Source organism: Prosthecobacter sp. (assembly GCF_044222565.1).
Taxonomy (GTDB): domain Bacteria; phylum Verrucomicrobiota; class Verrucomicrobiia; order Verrucomicrobiales; family Verrucomicrobiaceae; genus Prosthecobacter.
Genome location: NZ_JBGANA010000001.1, coordinates 48,435 through 64,185 on the forward strand (window position 1 = coordinate 48,435; position 15,751 = coordinate 64,185).

16 protein-coding genes are annotated in these 15,751 nt (G+C 60.4%); 13 read left to right on the forward strand and 3 right to left on the reverse strand.

The genetic code is table 11. The annotated features are described in order from the left end of the window. Positions 1 to 44: 44 nt before the first annotated feature. From argH to tatC, 3 genes are read left to right on the forward strand one after another with little or no spacing between them, the layout of a single operon-like run. Complete coding sequence (gene argH, locus ACILSR_RS00205) at positions 45 to 1,415, forward strand: argininosuccinate lyase (protein WP_395747702.1); 1,371 nt, start codon at positions 45 to 47, stop codon at positions 1,413 to 1,415. A 5-nt stretch (positions 1,416 to 1,420) separates the two neighbouring features. Next, a complete protein-coding gene (locus tag ACILSR_RS00210; RefSeq protein WP_395747703.1) occupies positions 1,421 to 2,023 on the forward strand; it encodes an NUDIX hydrolase in 603 nt (200 codons plus the stop codon). A gap of 37 nt (positions 2,024 to 2,060) precedes the next feature. After that, positions 2,061 to 3,203: a twin-arginine translocase subunit TatC gene (gene tatC, locus ACILSR_RS00215; RefSeq protein WP_395747704.1), complete on the forward strand. Its 1,143-nt coding sequence runs from the start codon at positions 2,061 to 2,063 to the stop codon at positions 3,201 to 3,203. A gap of 59 nt (positions 3,204 to 3,262) precedes the next feature. Here tatC and ACILSR_RS00220 read toward each other — a convergent pair whose 3' ends face one another. Beyond that, a complete protein-coding gene (locus tag ACILSR_RS00220; RefSeq protein WP_395747705.1) occupies positions 3,263 to 4,513 on the reverse strand; it encodes a hypothetical protein in 1,251 nt (416 codons plus the stop codon). A 128-nt stretch (positions 4,514 to 4,641) separates the two neighbouring features. Between ACILSR_RS00220 and ACILSR_RS00225 the strand changes: the two genes are divergently transcribed. The 9 genes from ACILSR_RS00225 to ACILSR_RS00265 all read left to right on the forward strand — a co-directional run bounded on the left by ACILSR_RS00225 (position 4,642) and on the right by ACILSR_RS00265 (position 14,261). Then, on the forward strand, positions 4,642 to 5,364 hold the full coding sequence (locus tag ACILSR_RS00225; protein ID WP_395747706.1) for an isoprenyl transferase: 723 nt from the start codon (positions 4,642 to 4,644) through the stop codon (positions 5,362 to 5,364). Between the two features lie 64 nt (positions 5,365 to 5,428). Continuing rightward, positions 5,429 to 6,904, forward strand: coding sequence for a sigma-54-dependent transcriptional regulator (locus tag ACILSR_RS00230; RefSeq protein WP_395747707.1), 1,476 nt, complete (start codon positions 5,429 to 5,431; stop codon positions 6,902 to 6,904). Between the two features lie 69 nt (positions 6,905 to 6,973). Beyond that, positions 6,974 to 7,666 (forward strand): DUF1080 domain-containing protein, encoded by a 693-nt coding sequence (locus tag ACILSR_RS00235; protein ID WP_395747708.1) that lies wholly within the window; start codon positions 6,974 to 6,976, stop codon positions 7,664 to 7,666. Between the two features lie 129 nt (positions 7,667 to 7,795). Then, the gene (locus ACILSR_RS00240) at positions 7,796 to 8,323 is read left to right on the forward strand and encodes a sigma-70 family RNA polymerase sigma factor (protein ID WP_395747709.1); all 528 of its coding nucleotides are present in this window, start codon (positions 7,796 to 7,798) and stop codon (positions 8,321 to 8,323) included. Next, complete coding sequence (locus ACILSR_RS00245) at positions 8,320 to 8,739, forward strand: hypothetical protein (RefSeq protein ID WP_395747710.1); 420 nt, start codon at positions 8,320 to 8,322, stop codon at positions 8,737 to 8,739. The genes ACILSR_RS00240 and ACILSR_RS00245 overlap by 4 nt, the downstream gene beginning before the upstream one ends. Positions 8,740 to 8,751: 12 nt before the next feature. After that, the gene (locus ACILSR_RS00250; protein WP_395747711.1) at positions 8,752 to 9,387 is read left to right on the forward strand and encodes a Spy/CpxP family protein refolding chaperone; all 636 of its coding nucleotides are present in this window, start codon (positions 8,752 to 8,754) and stop codon (positions 9,385 to 9,387) included. A gap of 37 nt (positions 9,388 to 9,424) precedes the next feature. Further along, entirely contained in the window at positions 9,425 to 10,864 is a 1,440-nt protein-coding gene (locus ACILSR_RS00255) for a hypothetical protein (RefSeq protein WP_395747712.1), read from the forward strand. Positions 10,865 to 10,935: 71 nt separating this feature from the next. Beyond that, positions 10,936 to 12,120 (forward strand): metabolite traffic protein EboE, encoded by a 1,185-nt coding sequence (eboE, locus tag ACILSR_RS00260; protein WP_395747713.1) that lies wholly within the window; start codon positions 10,936 to 10,938, stop codon positions 12,118 to 12,120. A 173-nt stretch (positions 12,121 to 12,293) separates the two neighbouring features. Then, positions 12,294 to 14,261: a bifunctional aldolase/short-chain dehydrogenase gene (locus tag ACILSR_RS00265; RefSeq protein ID WP_395747714.1), complete on the forward strand. Its 1,968-nt coding sequence runs from the start codon at positions 12,294 to 12,296 to the stop codon at positions 14,259 to 14,261. 290 nt (positions 14,262 to 14,551) lie between these two features. Here the strand turns inward: ACILSR_RS00265 and ACILSR_RS00270 are convergent, their stop codons facing one another. Together ACILSR_RS00270 and ACILSR_RS00275 are read right to left on the reverse strand one after the other, a co-directional pair. After that, entirely contained in the window at positions 14,552 to 14,872 is a 321-nt protein-coding gene (locus ACILSR_RS00270; RefSeq protein WP_395747715.1) for a nucleotidyltransferase family protein, read from the reverse strand. Further along, entirely contained in the window at positions 14,869 to 15,255 is a 387-nt protein-coding gene (locus tag ACILSR_RS00275; RefSeq protein ID WP_395747716.1) for an HI0074 family nucleotidyltransferase substrate-binding subunit, read from the reverse strand. Before ACILSR_RS00275 ends, ACILSR_RS00270 begins: the two co-directional genes overlap by 4 nt. Positions 15,256 to 15,342: 87 nt before the next feature. Between ACILSR_RS00275 and ACILSR_RS00280 the strand changes: the two genes are divergently transcribed. Continuing rightward, a complete protein-coding gene (locus ACILSR_RS00280) occupies positions 15,343 to 15,750 on the forward strand; it encodes a DUF2721 domain-containing protein (RefSeq protein ID WP_395747717.1) in 408 nt (135 codons plus the stop codon). Position 15,751: the final 1 nt, after the last annotated feature.

The window sequence follows — 15,751 nt, forward strand, 5'->3', positions numbered from 1 at the left end:
GCGCCGGTGGTGAAAGCCGCTAGTCTGCGCGCCCTCGAAAATTTATGTGGAAAGGCCGCTTTGCTCAGGAAACCAGCGCTCTCGTGCAGCGCTACGGAGAATCCGTGTCGTTTGACTGGCGTTTGTTCGCCCATGACATCGCCGGATCGATTGCGCATTCCAAGGGGCTGCTGAAGGCGGGCATTTTGACCGCTGAGGAGCAGCAGCAGATCGAAACGGGGTTGCTGGCCATTCGTGCGGAGATCGAAGCGGGGAACTTTGAGTTCAAAGAGTCGCTGGAAGATGTGCACATGAACATCGAGTCGGAGCTGACCAAGCGCATCGGCCCCGCGGGAGCGAAGCTGCACACGGCGCGGAGCCGGAATGACCAGGTGGCGACGGATGTGCGGCTGTACTGCGGTGCTGAAATCGGTCGGATCACTGACCTCGTCAAAGCCATGCAGGCGGCGCTGATCGAATGCGCGGAGCGCGGGGGCGAAACGGTGATGCCGGGCTACACGCACCTGCAGCGCGGGCAGCCGGTGCTGTTTGCCCACCATCTGCTGGCGTATGTGGAAATGCTGGACCGGGATGCCGCCCGTTTGGCGGACTGCCGCAAGCGCCTCAATGTGATGCCACTGGGATCGGGCGCGCTGGCTGGCAGCACGATCATCCTGGACCGTGAATTTGTGGCGCAGCAGCTGCAGTTTGACGGCGTAACCCAGAACTCGATGGATGCGGTGAGCGACCGTGATTTTGTGGCTGAGCTGCTGTTTGCGATTTCGCTGCTCGGTGTGCATCTCTCCCGCCTGAGCGAGGACGTGATCTTGTGGGCGAGCGCGGAGTTTGGCTTTGTGACTTTGAGCGATGCGCACACAACGGGCTCGTCACTGATGCCGCAGAAAAAGAATCCAGATGTGGCGGAACTGACGCGTGGCAAGTCGGCGCGACTGATTGGCAACCTGATGAGCATTTTGACCCTTTTGAAGGGGCTGCCGATGACGTACAACCGAGACCTGCAAGAGGACAAGGAGCCGCTGTTTGACTCGATCGACACGATCGACGTGGCGCTGCAGGTCTTCACTGAGATGATCACCGGCATGGATGTGAACCGTGCCAAGACGACCGCGGCCGCGAGCGACCCGATGCTGCTGGCGACGGATCTGGCGGACTATCTGGTGAACCATGGCGTGCCGTTCCGGCAGGCGCATGAAGTGATCGGCAAACTGGTGGCCTACTCGATCGAACAGCAGCGTGCGTTTGGAGACATGAAGCTGGAGGAATTTCAGCGCTTTTCGACGGCCTTTGAGGCAGATGTGACGGCCTGCCTGAATCTGGAGACCGCGATGGTGGCACGCAAGGGCATCGGGGCACCGTCGCCGCAGAATGTAAAAGCGCAGCTGGCCCGCTGGCGCAAAGCTTTGACCCCAGCGTGACAGGCATGCAGATCCCGGATTTTGAACTCTACAAACCTGGAGCCGAAGACGGCTGGGAGAAAACCCGCAGCGAGGTGCTGTTTGCCAACCCGCATGTGGGGGTGGAAAAGGCCTATTTCACGACTCCTAGCCGCAAAAGGGAAGTGCCGTGGATGGTGGTGAAGCGCAAGGCCGCGGTGGCGATCGCCCCGGTGCTGGAGGACGGACGGTTTGTGATGGTGCACCAGGAGCGCCTGCCGGTGATGCAGACCTTGTGGGAATTTCCTGCCGGGCAGATCGACACCGAAGTGACGCGGGAGTCGCTCATCTATACGATTCAAAATGAACTGCGTGAGGAGTGCGGCTGCGCGCTGCATCCGGATCTCGGGACACTGCAATCGCTGGGCTGGTTTTTTCCTTCGCAAGGTTTTACCGACGAGATCGTTTATTTGTTTACGGCGAAGCCCGTGTGTGTCGTCAGCCGTCCGGAACCGGATGGAAGCGAACACATCAGCGACGTGCGGTATGTGAGCGCGGGAGAACTGCGGGGGATGATTGCTGCCAATGCGATCACCAACGCCCTGACGCTGGCACTATTCGCACGGATCGCGGCCCAAGGACTGCCGTAGTCCTACGCACCCGCAATCCCCTACCCTTCTCATTCCCATGTGGTCCGGCCTTCTTCAAAAAGTCTTTAAAGTTCGAGAAAAAGTCGCCATGAATCTTGGCGGCAAAGGCGACGAGGAAAAACCCTTCCTCGATCACCTCGAAGACCTGCGCAAAATGATCGTGCGCATGGTCACGACACTGCTGGTGTCCTCGATCATCACCTTCACCTTTTACGACAAGCTGTTTGCGATCATCAAACTGCCGCTGTGGTGGACCGGGGTGGTCAAATCGGAGCAGGATCTCAAGAACATGCTGCAGATCCTGACGCCGCAGGAGGGCTTCATGATGGTAATGAACCTGGCGCTGATCGCGGGGGTGATGCTGTCGTTTCCGCTGCTGCTGTTTTTCCTGCTGCAGTTCGTCCTGCCAGGCCTGAAACCGGCGGAGAAGAAGGCCATCTTTCCGGCCATCGGACTCGGGGCGGGCTTGTTCCTGATCGGCTCGTGCTTTGCTTTTTATGTCGTGCTGCCAAAGGCGCTGGAGTTTTTCTACACCTTCAACAACGACCTGGGGCTGCTGAATGGATGGAGGCTGGCGGACTACGTGAAGTTCGCCACGCGTTTCATCCTGCTGTTTGGCGTGGCATTTGAACTGCCGGTGATTGTGATGGTGCTGGTGAAGCTGGATTTCCTGAACTTCAAGCTGATGAACTCGACGCGCTCGTATGCGATCGTGGCCATCGCGATTTTCTCCGCCATCGTGACGCCGACGCCGGATCCGTTCACCATGCTGGTGCTGGCCGCGCCGCTGTACCTGCTTTATGAGACCTGCATCTGGCTGGCCTACTTCATGGAGAAGAAGGACCGCGCGGCCTACCCTGAGTACTACGCGGAAATCGACAAGGATGCGAAGGAAATCGAGGAGCAGGGTCCGGACGATTGGGACAACGAGAACTACAATCCGTGGTCTTCCGGCGACGATGATGACGATGACAGTGACGACGACTACAAGGCGCCTGCCGCCAAGCCGTCCGCGCCGCCACCTGAAGTCGAGCACGCCGAGGAGGAGGACCTGGGAGAGGACCAAAGCTCCAAGATGCCCGAGGAAGATGCGGCGGACGCACCGCCACGGGAGATGACGCTGGAGGAACTCGCCCGCGAGGATGAGAAGCGCTCGAATGAGCCGCCGCGGGATAAGTAACAGTGAGGACGCCGTGCCAAAAGCGGGACAAGGGACACAGGTGAAACGCCTGTGTCTCTTCAGCGCTCCTGCGCACCTTCACAGTCGATCACCAGCAGGCAGGGCGCGTCAGCTTTGACTTCGAGTCTGCGCACCAGCAAGCGGGCGAGATACGCCTTTCCCCATTCGGTTTCACGGTCCATGAAACGGCCCAGCGGCGAGTCGCGCTCGACGCAGGCGACGTAATGCGGTACGCCGCCGGCGGAGACCTGCACGTCAAAGGTGAGGTATTTGGAGCGCAGCTCGGAGGCGATGTCCAGGCCATGAGTGGGGCGCAAACCCATGTGAAACCAGGCGGGATCCGCAGAGGAGCGATTGAGAAAACCCGCCAGAGCGGCAGAGTGGGTCTCGAACAGCAGCGGCCAGCTGATGCGGCGTCTGCCATCGGCGCCTGTTTCGAGACGGAGCAAAGCTCCCGTGGGACAGGCGGACGTGACCAGTTTGAACAGCGGGACGGGCTGGGCGCCGGGCAGCGTGAGCGGCATTCCGGGGATGGGAGAGAGCAGCCGGGACTCGACTTTGGGCGTGGCAGCCGGACCCAGCAGCGCTTCGATTTCGTCACGGTGTTTTCCCGCTTCGTGAATGCAGGCCGCCCGGCGTTCGGGTGTGTCCGCTGCAAACAACTCCGTGACAAGAGCTTTGGCGTCCGCGGAAAAGACGGACATGTCAGGCTCGGGAATCACCGCACGGGCGATCTGGGGCTGCGGAGGCAGCTGCGCCTGTGGTGCGGGCACCGCAAGGGAGGCCTGGGCGGTGCCGTGCGCCGGAGTGCCAGTGGCAGCGCTGGCGCTGTCCCACCAAAGCCAGAGTGCACCACCGCACACGACCGCAAAGGCCAGAATGATGAAGGCACTGCGCCAGGGAGAACCGCGCAGGTGGGGCGGTGTGACGAATGCCTCCGGCGACGGAGGAGGCGCGCCCGTGGGCACGAGCGCCTGGGAGAAATGCAGGGGAGGCCGCACGAAAGCAGGGGCGGGCGGCTGAGCCCCGGGAGACTGCATGCCGGGCCAGGCTGCCGCAGGTGGTGAAAAGGTGGAAGGTGCCTGCGGCTGAATCACCGGAGGCTGCATGCCCTGCAAAGGCTGGGTCTGCGAGACACGGCGCCGCACCTGCGCCACTCCGGCCACCTGGGCCTGCGTGCCGAAGGAGCCGCGCGGCGCGCTGTACGCACAGTGAGGACACTGCGCCACGCCCTCCATGCTGTGCTGCATGGAGAGAAAGGCCTGGCCGCAGGCCGGGCAGATCAGACTGGCGGTGGTCGCGGAATTCATCGTGCACAAAAAACTTAACGCACATGCAGCATCTTTGCGCGACATGATTGCAGCAATCCGCCACATCCGTCGTACGAGCGCAGAACTTTCTGGCGCAGAGTGCAGCATGCGGTAGATTTTCCCTTCGCATGAGTCGCCCCAACGATGATCTGAAACCCATCCCCCGCCATATCGCCATGATCATGGACGGCAACGGACGTTGGGCGAAGGAGCGCGGGCTGCCGCGCACGGAGGGACACCGGGCCGGCGCGGAAACTGTGCGCCGGGTGGTGGAGTGCGGCAGTGAGATCGGCGTGGAATTCCTGACGCTTTACGCATTTTCGTCTGAAAACTGGAAGCGCCCGAAGCGCGAAGTCGAGGCGCTGATGAAGCTGCTGGAGATTTTCCTGCGCGGCGAACTGCCGCTGATGATGAAGCAAAATGTGCGGCTGCAGGCCATCGGCCGACTGCATGACCTGCCGCAGTCCTGCCAGAACGAGCTGCACCGCTGCATCGAGGCGACCTCCCAAAACACCGGGCTGACGCTGATCCTGGCGCTGAGCTACGGGGGCCGGGAGGAGATCATCGACGGCGTGAAGAGCCTGCTGCAGAGTGTGGAGAGCGGCCACCTGGACAAGGCCATGATTGATGTGGAGATGTTCGGAAAACACCTCTACACGCGGTACTATCCCGATCCTGACTTGCTGATCCGCACCTCCGGTGAAATGCGGCTGTCGAATTTTCTGCTCTGGCAGGTTAGCTACACGGAGTTTTACATCACCGAAAAGCTCTGGCCGGACTTCTCCAAAGAGGATCTGAAAACCGCCATCCGCGCCTTCCACCAGCGCCACCGCCGCTTCGGCGGCGTATGACAGATGTTGACCTCCCCTCCCATTGCTGCGATAACGCAGTCCCAACCCACGACAAACGATCCTAATGCCAGATAACCCGGATACCCACCTGATCATCGTGGATCCAGATGCCGACTTCCTCGCATGGGCCGCCGCCCATCTGAAAGCGCCCGGCGTTTCCATCAGCACCTTTGAGCGGGGCGAAGACGCCCTGGCCTCTTACGTCAAAAGACGTGCGGACCTGCTGCTCTCCGAAGTGCGCCTGAACGGCACCACGGGGATCGAACTGCTGAAGCGGCTGCGCCAGACGGATCCGCAGTCCATGGTCATCCTTTTCAGCGGCACGGCCACCACCAGCCACGTGATCGAGGCCATGCGCCTGGGAGCCTACGATGTGCTGGGAAAAGAACGCCTGCCCTATGAGCTGCGCACCGTGGTGGAAAGCGCGCTGACCTCCATCGAAGCACGGAAGGTCACCCGTGCGCAAGCGGCGGAAGTGCCCACCGAGTCGATTCAAGAGACGATCATCGGCCGCTCGGCGCCGATGCAGGAGGTTTTCAAGCTGATCGGCCGCGTGTCACGCTCTGACGCGCCGGTGATGATCACGGGAGAAAGCGGCTGCGGCAAGGAGCTGGTGGCCGGGGCGATCCATAAATTCAGCCCGCGTACGCAGAAGGAGTTTGTGGCCATCAACGTGACGGCCATTCCGGACAACCTGCTGGAAAGTGAAATTTTCGGCCACGAAAAAGGCTCCTTCACCGGTGCGGTGAACCAGCGTGTGGGCCGCTTCGAACAGTGCGACGGCGGCACGCTTTTCCTGGACGAAATCGGCGACATGCCGCTGGCGGTGCAGAGCAAGCTGCTGCGCGTGCTGCAGGAAGGCCAGTACTCCCGGGTGGGCAGCAACCAGACGCTGAAGACGGACGTGCGCGTGCTCGCCGCCACCAACAAGAACCTCGAAGAGGAAGTGGCGAAGGGCAATTTCCGCGAGGATTTGTTCTACCGCCTGAACGTGGTGCGCATCCACATCCCGCCGCTGCGTGAGCGCCGCGAGGACGTGCGGCTGCTGGCCGAGTTTTTCCTGCACCGCCTGTCCGCCCGCCGCCGCGGGCCGCAGATGCGCTTCACGGATGACGCGCTGGACATGCTGGACGCCTATGACTGGCCCGGCAACGTGCGCGAGCTGGAAAACACGATCCAGCGCGCCTGCGCCCTCTGCAATTCAGACGTCCTTCTGCCTTCGGACATCCCACTGGGCAGCAAAGGCGCGCGCCACATGGACCCCTCCAGCACGGTCACCCGCATGCGCGATGCGCTGAGCATGCTCGTAAGCGTGGCCGAGAGAAGTCCGGACATCGAACTGCTGCCCTGGGTGGAGCGCGAGCTTTCCCGCCTGGCCTACCGCCACTTCGGAGAAGACGCCGAACGCACCGCCAAGTTCCTCGGAGTGAGTCCGGAGTCGCTGCAGAGCAGTCTCAGCGCTCCCGCAGTGAAAAAGGCTGCGGTAGACAGCCAGCTCAACACCGCTCCCGCCTCGAAAAAGGCCCGGAAGGCCAGCTGACCCTGCTGTCCTCACGATGCTGATTTTTTAGCGAAACTTGCTTCTGTAATTCCGTAACCTGCTCCCTCTATGCTCAAACAACTCACACTCACCGCCCTCGCGGCGCTCGCACTCACCTCCGCCCAGGCTGAAGAAGGCTGGACCACCCTGTTCAACGGCAAGGATCTCTCCGGCTGGAAATCCAACGAGGAAGTTCCCGGAGTGTTCACGGTGGAAAACGGGGAGCTCAAGGTCAGCGGCGGACGCGCCCACCTCTTTTACATGGGAGCTGATGGCAATGCCAGCTTCAAGAACTTCGAGCTGAAGCTCAAGGTCAAGACCACTCCCGGCTCCAACAGCGGTGTGTACATTCATACGAAGTACCAGGACAAGGGCTGGCCGGACGCTGGTTACGAGTGCCAGGTAAACAGCACGCACACCGACCCGAAAAAGACAGGCAGCCTCTACGGGGTGATCAACATTCTGGCCCTGCTGGAAGGACAGAAGGAACCCGAAGGCGGCAAGCACATCAAAGTGCCGCTGGCTCCGAGCACGGACGGCGAATGGTTTGACTACGACATCAAGGTCGAAGGCAAGAAGATCACCATCGCCGTCAACGGCAAGGTGACAGTGGAGTTCATGGAGCCAGAAGGATGGGATCCTGCCAAAGAACTCAAAAATATGCCCGGCCGCAAGCTGAGCGCCGGCACCTTTGCCATTCAGGGCCACGACCCGAAGAGCACTACGTTTTACAAGGACATCGCCGTGAAGGTTCTGCCTTGATTTGAATGTGGCGGTTTTGAATTCCGAAGCGGGCGTCCTGAACGGGCGCCCGCTTTTTTGTGGGGTTGATAAAAAAGAAGGGCAAATGCTGCAACGGCTGACGACGATCTGGCAGACACCCGCCTGTTTATGCCGACACCCGTTGATGACGTCCAGCACAGCCAGTTTCTCCGCCTTTTTGCGGCGAATGAGGCGGCGCTGCGCACGTTTGTCCGCTCGCTGCTGCCCTCACCGCAGGAAGCCGCGGATGTGATGCAGGAGGTTGCGGTGGTCCTGTGGCAGAAGTTTGCGGGGGCCGATGAGTTCCGCCCCTGGGCCTTCGGCGTGGCCCGGAACATGGTGCTGCGCCACCTGCGCAGCAAGGCACGTGACCGCCATGTCTTTGATGACGAACTGGTGAGCCAGCTGGCGGACGAGTCCGCGGCGATGGAGCAGCGGCACCTTGCCCAACGAGAAGCTTTGACAGCCTGCCTGCAAAAACTGCCCACGGTGCGGCGGGATCTCGCGCTGGCGGCCTACACCAAGGGCACGCGCATGGATGAGCTGGCGGCTCAGCGCGGCCAAACGCCCATGTCTCTTTATAAACTGCTGCAACGAATCCGGCAGGTGCTGCTGGAGTGCGTAAGGCGCACCCTGAACCAGGAGGAACTCACATGAGAACGGACATGCATGAACTCATCCAGCGACACCTCGCCGGACACACCACGGCGGAAGAATCCGAAGCGCTGCAAGCTGCACTGAAGGCAGATGCCACATTGCGCGCCCTGCTGCTAGATTACGCCAATCTCGATGTGGCGCTGGGCGGGCTGGCAGAGAGCGAACGGGCGGAACCTCCGCGGATTGTGCGCTGGCAAGTCTGGCGTCCGCTTGCCGCGGCGGCAGCGTGTGTGTTCGGTCTGCTAATTTTTTCACGCAGGCCCGCGCGTCCGCAGCCGGAGCTGACGGAAGTGTTTGCCACCACGGAAAGCGCCATCGCCCATATGCCGGAGCCATCGCTGGATCCGCTGCCGGAGTGGATGTCTCCCACGGCCTCCATGCTGCCCTCCTCTGATTTCCTTTCTTCCACATTCTAACCATCCCACACCATGAAACGCACCCTCCTCACCTCCCTTCTGCTCTGCGTCTGTCCGCTGCTCGCAGCCGATTCACCCGCACCAAAAAACGACCCGTTTGCAGGAGCCTTTGTCCCGCCGGAAGTGATCATGCAGCTGCAATCACAGATCGGGCTGACGCAGGAGCAGCAGGAAGCGATCAAAGCACGGCTGCTGAAAACGCAGTCAAGCTATGGCGAACTGAAGAAGAAACTCGAAACCGAGAACACCGCCCTGGCAGCGCTCGTCAAGCAGGAGCGTCCGGAGGAGTCAGCCGTCCTCGCCCAGCTCGACAAAGTGCTCGATGCCGAGCGCGAAGTGAAGCACCTCCACGTCGGTCTGATGGTGGCGGTCAAAAATCTGCTCAATGCGGAGCAGCAGACCAAGCTGCGCGAGATGACCAAGAATGGTGGCGCGCAGATCGCCGATGCCACGCGTGCCCGGCTCATGCAAAAAGTGGAAAGCGTGAAGACCGGTGTGCAGACCTATGCCGCCAGCGGCCGCGATCCGGCTGAAATCCTCCAGGCGATGGAACAAAAATTCCGCCCGCTCATTGAAGCCGGAAAAACTGCCGAGGCAGAGGCCGAGCTGGACCGCCTGCTCGAACTCCTCAAACCGGAGTCCAAGTAAACTGCTGACAGGCGCCATCCCAAACCATTCCATCACCATGAAATTCACCGCCCGCCTGGCGGCGGCCGCCACCGCCTGCACTCTTTTCACTGCCAGCAGTCCCGCCTCGGAGACTCAATACTTGAGCTTCCAGCTCCAGACCGGCCTGCCCGGCTATGCCAGTCAGTTTCACCCGGAGGCCGGCCGTTTCTCCCTGAGCAAAGCGCAGTTGGAAGAGTTCGTTCAGTCCGTGGTGAAAGCCATCGGGCTCACGGGGGATGCCCGTCATAAGCTCGCCTTTGCCGTGGGCCCGCTGTGCTTTGACATGCCTGACGAGGAGACGCGCCAGTTCATCCGCGATGCCTTTGCGGTGGCGCGTGAAAAGGATGTGGCCGTGGCATTCCACATCGATGACTCGATGGGCTGGGGACGGCGCACAGATCTCATCTCCAATCCTGACAACATCGAAGCCATGGACTGGAAGCAAACTCCGAACACGGGCAGGCGCATGGACTGGGGCCGCACGCCCACAAAGTTTGCGCCGCAGATGTGTTTCAACAGCCCTGCCATCGTGGCTGCGGTCAAAGAGCGCGCGACGCTCATCGGCACGGAGGTGAGGAAGGAGATGGCAGCGCTCAAGGCCGCGGGGAAGGAGCATCTCTTCGCCGGACTCATGGCCGGATGGGAGACGATGATCGGCCGAGATTTTGACACGGGCCGGCCGCTTGGTTTTCGTGCGCTAAGTCATCGTGGATTCAGCGCAGGCAACCCGCCCAAGGATGCGGATCGAGAGCGTGTCCAGGTGGTGCATGAGTTCATCGAACTCTGGGCGGCGTCTTTGCGGGCGCAGGACATCCCGCGCGAGAAAATCTTCTGCCATATCGCCTTCACGCCGCAGGGGCTGGACCCCAAGGAGAGTGCTCACACGACCTCCCATTTCTCGCCGCCCGAGGTGGCGTTTGGAAACTCCTATCGTCCTGGTTTTTCAACCTATCCGGAGGGAAGCACGTTCAAGGAAATCCAAAACGCGCTGGCCGCCCATGGCTCTCCCGGATGGATTTCCGCCGAGGGCACCAATGTCTCCCCCACTGGCATGCCGAGCGGGATCACCATGGAAACCTACCTCGGGCGCATGTTCAATCATGGCGCGGTGATGGTGAACGTGTTTGCGTGGGGAGTCGGAGGCGAGGCGATGCGCGGGCACTTTTTCCGTCGCGCAGCGGAAGATCCCGAGCCGCTGGCAGCCTATGCCAAATTTCTACAGGGCGAGGCCCTTGTGGAAACAGCAGCCGCCGGGTTTTCCCCGGAAGCCCTGCAGGCCAAGATGCAGCGCATCCAAAAGGAACTGCCCGCCTGGGTGCAGGCCACAAAGCAGCAGGGGCTGGTCATGTCCAAGATGGGCAGGATCAAGGAACTGGTGAAGGACAAGCAATGGCAGGAGGTGGACAGGATGGCAGATGAAATTCTGGCGCTGATCTCCCCTGCAAAGGCAGAATGAGCCGAAGGCGTGCCCGCCAACTTGCCTGACGATTCATTTGACGGCGGGCGTGGTTCTGAGCACTGAGCAGCATGCTCCTCAACCACGGCATCCATCTCGGCTACTGCACCAACATCCACCGCGGCGAAACGTGGGAGGAAACTTGGAACGGGCTCAAAAACTACACGCTGCGCGTGAAGGACCGCGTGAGCGGAGGCAAGCCCTATGGCATCGGCTTGCGTCTGAGCCATCAGGCGGCGGTTGAGCTGAGCGCACCCGGCAAGATCGGCGAATTCAAAGCCTGGCTGGAGGCAAATGGCTGCTACGTCTTCACCATCAACGGGTTCCCCTACGGCTCCTTCCACGGAACACGGGTAAAGGAACATGTCTTCAAACCGGACTGGAGCACGCAGGAGCGGCTCGACTATACCCATCTGCTGTTCGACATCCTGGCGCAACTGCTGCCGCCGGGAGTGAGCGGAAGCGTGAGCACGCTGCCGGGCTCTCATAAGACCTTCGGCGTCGGAGCGGATGAAATGAATGCAATTTTCAACAATCTGCGCCTATGCCGCGAGCACATTGAAAAAGTCGCCACGAAGAGCGGGCACGATTTGCACCTCGGCCTGGAACCGGAACCTCTCGGCTTGTTTGAGACAAGCGGCGAGACGCTGAAGTTTTTCGGACTGTATCTGGATCGCAATCCCAAGGACCGGGACTTTTTCAAACTGGTGGGCCTGAACTACGACACCTGCCACCTGGCCATCGAATTTGAAGATGCCAAGAAGGCGCTGGACCGCATCACCGGGGCGGGCATCCGGCTGAGCAAGCTGCACTTCAGCTCGGCGCTCAAGCTCAAGCCCACGCCTGAGAATGTGGAGAAGCTGCGTGCCTTTGACGAGCCGGTTTATTTTCACCAGGTCATCGCCAGCTACGGCAAGGATGAGCCGCTGCGCCGTTTCAAGGACCTGCCCGATGCGCTGCAGTTCGCCCAGACCAGCCCTGCCGGTCTCGGCGAAGAGTGGCGGGTGCATTTCCACATCCCCATCCACGCGCAGCCGGGAGACGGCTTTGACAGCACAAGGGATCACCTGATTGGCGCGATGGACTGGCTGGCGGCAAATCCTGCGAAATGCCAGCACATCGAGATGGAAACCTACACCTGGGAGGTCCTGCCACCGGAAATGCGCAGCGGGGACGTGGTGGACCAGCTCGTGCGTGAGTATGAGTGGACGCTCGGGGAGATGGGAGGCCGGAGCCTGGCGCCCAAGGGGACCTGAAGACTGTCAAAAGAGGGGAAGCCGTCAAAATTCGGAAAGTGCCGTCAGGCAGGCCCATTTGACGAGGTTTTAACCTCTTCAACCGTGACGTCTTTCTGACGGTTTCTTGACCCCTTGACCTCTTGACACAGCCCCCACATTCCCCCAAGTCTGGCGTTCCCTCTTTCCCACTCATGCAATCCCTCTGGAACGACCAAGAAGCCGCCACTTTCGGCACCGATCTGCTCGGACAACGCGTCTATACCTCACGCCTGCTCGGCCGGAATCCCGCCCTCGTGCTGCACGGCGGTGGCAACACCTCGGTGAAGGTGACGGAGAAGGATTTTTTCGGTGACTCCGTCGAGCTTTGCTACGTCAAGGGCAGCGGCTGGGATCTGGCGACGATCGAGCGCGCCGGCTTCTCGCCCGTGCGCATGGAGGCGCTGATCAAGATGTCCAAGCTGCCCACGATGAGCGATGAGGACATGGTGCTGCAACAGCGGGCGGCGATGACGAACCCAAATGCCCCCGCAGCGAGCATTGAGGCGATCCTGCATGCGATCCTGCCGTTTAAGTTTGTCGATCACAGCCATGCGAACGCCATTTCCGCGCTCACCTGCAATGCCGATGGCGAGGCGCGCGTGAAGGAGATCTATGGTGGTCGTGTGATCATCGTCCCTTACGTGATGCCGGGCTTTATTCTGGCCAAGACCATCGCGGATTTGATCAAGGACCGCGACCTGCGCAAAGAGGGAATCCAGGGCATGGTGCTGCTGAAGCACGGCCTGTTCACCTTTGATGACGATGCGCGCAAAAGCTACGAGCTGCACATCGAGATGGTGACGATGGCGGAGGAATACCTCGCGAAGAAAGGTGCCAAAGCAGCATCGGCTGAGGCCAGCCCTGACCTCATGGCACTGGCAAAGCTGCGCCAGGCTGTGTCCAAGCGCCGCGGCTTCCCGCAGATCGCGCGCCTCAATGCCTCGCCTGAAGCGGTGGGTTATGCGAACCTGGGCAACGTGGCTGAGTTCGGCACCCGTGGGCCGCTGACGCCTGACCACAGCATCCGCACCAAGCGCGCACCGGCTTTCATTGGAGAAGACCTAGACACCAGCGTGCAGAAGTATGCGGATGATTATGCCGCTTACTTCACACGTTATGCCAATGGCCAGACGATGCTGGATCCTGCACCGCGTTTTGCGATCTGGCCGAACCACGGTGTGGTGAGTTTTGGCGATACTTTGAAGGATGCGAAAATCGTGGCCGACATCGCTGAATCGACGGCTGCCACAGTTCAGCTTGGTGAAGCAGTCGGTGGCTGGGAGCCGCTGCCGGAGAAGGACATTTTTGAGATCGAGTATTGGGATCTGGAGCAGGCAAAGCTGCGCAAAGGTCCGGCGCGCAAGGTGCATCAGGGCAAAGTCGCGCTGGTGACCGGCTGTGCAGCAGGCATCGGCTTTGCCATTGCGGAGTCACTCGCTGAACAGGGCGCGCAGGTGGTCGGTCTGGATATCGACAAGGAAATCCCCGAGATCATGAAGAAGATCGGAGCGGTCGGCATCGTGGTGAACCTCACGGAAGACCAGCCGGTGCAGGACGCGATCGATTTCACCGTGCGCGAATACGGCGGCATCGACATCGTCGTCAGCAACGCGGGCATCTTCCCGAAGAACGATCATCTCGACGCCATGGCGCAGAGCGATTGGGACCGCACGATCATGATCAACCTCACCAGCCATCAGAAGCTGATGAACAAGGTGATTCCGTATGTGAAGCAGGGCATTGATGCGAGCATCATCTTCGTCGGCAGCCGCAACTTCAAGGCTCCCGGCCCCGGTGCCAGCGCCTACTCCTGCTCCAAGGCCGCACTCACGCAGCTCTGCCGTGTGGCCGCGCTGGAGCTCGCGCCGAACAAGATTCGCGTGAACATCGTCCACCCGGATGCCGTGTTTGATACCAAGCTCTGGACCCCCGAGGCGCTGCAGAAGAGCGCCACACGCTACGGCATGACGGTCGAGGAGTACAAGACCAAGAACCTGATGAAGGTGGAGATCAAATCCAAGGACATCGGCAACATGGTCAGCGCCATGGCGAGCCCGCTGTTTGCGAAGGTCACTGGCGCGCAGATTCCGGTGGATGGTGGGAATGACCGGGTGATCTGAGGAAAGGTGAAAATTTCCTGTTGCAATACGACAAAGTGGTTCCCATTACATCAGGCATGAATGCTTCGCATCGTGCCAAACCAACACATAATGCCTCCAAATTGGCCTGCAGAAAATCACGTGAGTGGGTCAAGCTCTGCCTTGGAACCGCATCTGGCATTGTGTTCCTTTTGTTATGTTTACTCCCCAATTCTAATGTGTGGGCGGCTGGACTGTGTTTGTCCTTTTGCTTAATCTTACTGGGGGAGAAGGCCATTTCGGAACGCCTGATCAATGTCCTGCGAAAGCGATCAGCACGCTAACGCTATTCTCTGCGCTCCGGCCAGCTCCCTGAACTGGTCGGAGCACCGATGCCAGTCCACCAGGTCAATGCCATGACCTACAGGCAGCAGCTCCAAGTTTTCACGCAGCGGATTGATGATGCGACCCGGAAGAGCTTCGCCGGCATCGATCACGAAATCAAAATCTGAAAGCGGCCACGCTTCGCCAGTGGCACGTGAGCCAACGAGGTAGAGGGAGAAACCCCGTTCCCCGGCCATGCTGCGGGTGGCCTCATCCAGCACAAGGCGACAGATGCGCTGATCTTCAGGCTGGAGGTCGGCAAGGGTCATATCTCTTCTTTTTGCAGGGCTTCGAGAATGCTTTGAATGAATGCGAGATAGTCAGTCAGACGGGCATGCACACGGCGGGCGGCTTCGAGATCATAAGTGTGAGTGAGGAGGTTGCGGTCGCTGATCATATCCTCCGCAGTGCTCCAGTCCTGAATGAACCCGCTTCGGTGGCCGTGTTTGAAAGACTCGCGAGGTGACTGCACGAGCTTACCCTGCCATGTGGCATGAGCCTGCAAAGTCTTCCAAAGCACCTCGTAAGCGAGTTCAAAGCGCAGCACTCCGCTGTCCATGACGACCTGTGACAACTCCATGCCCAGTACTTCACGCAGTTGAGCGGTGATTTGAGCGAGCTGACCGAGGAGGATCTGGAGCTTTTTCGCCATGTTGACACCATGACTACCACCCGGCCCGGTGTTATTCAAGCCACCTGTCGGGCTTGCCGAAGTGTGCTCACTCGACGATCGACCCCCATGACACTGCCAGACCTCCCCCTTTCCACACCTTCCCTGCTGTTTCCGGCGATCTCGCTGCTGATGCTGGCGTTTACGAACCGTTTTCTCGGGCTGGCGGCGGTGGTGCGGGGGCTGCATGCGAACTGGCAGGCAACCCAGGAGCCGATGCTGCTGGCGCAGATTCAGAGTCTGCGGAGGCGCATCCGGATCATCAAGCACATGCAGACGCTGGGAGTGCTGAGCCTGATGTTATGCGTGGTCAGCATGACGCTGCTGTTCTTTGGCCGGCAGGCGGGAGGCCAGGTCACGTTTGGAGTGAGCCTGATCCTGATGCTGGCGTCATTGACGCTGACCTTGGTGGAGATCCAGATGTCCGGGACGGCGCTGGACCTTCAGCTGCGCGATGTGAAGTGCCGGGAGGATTGAG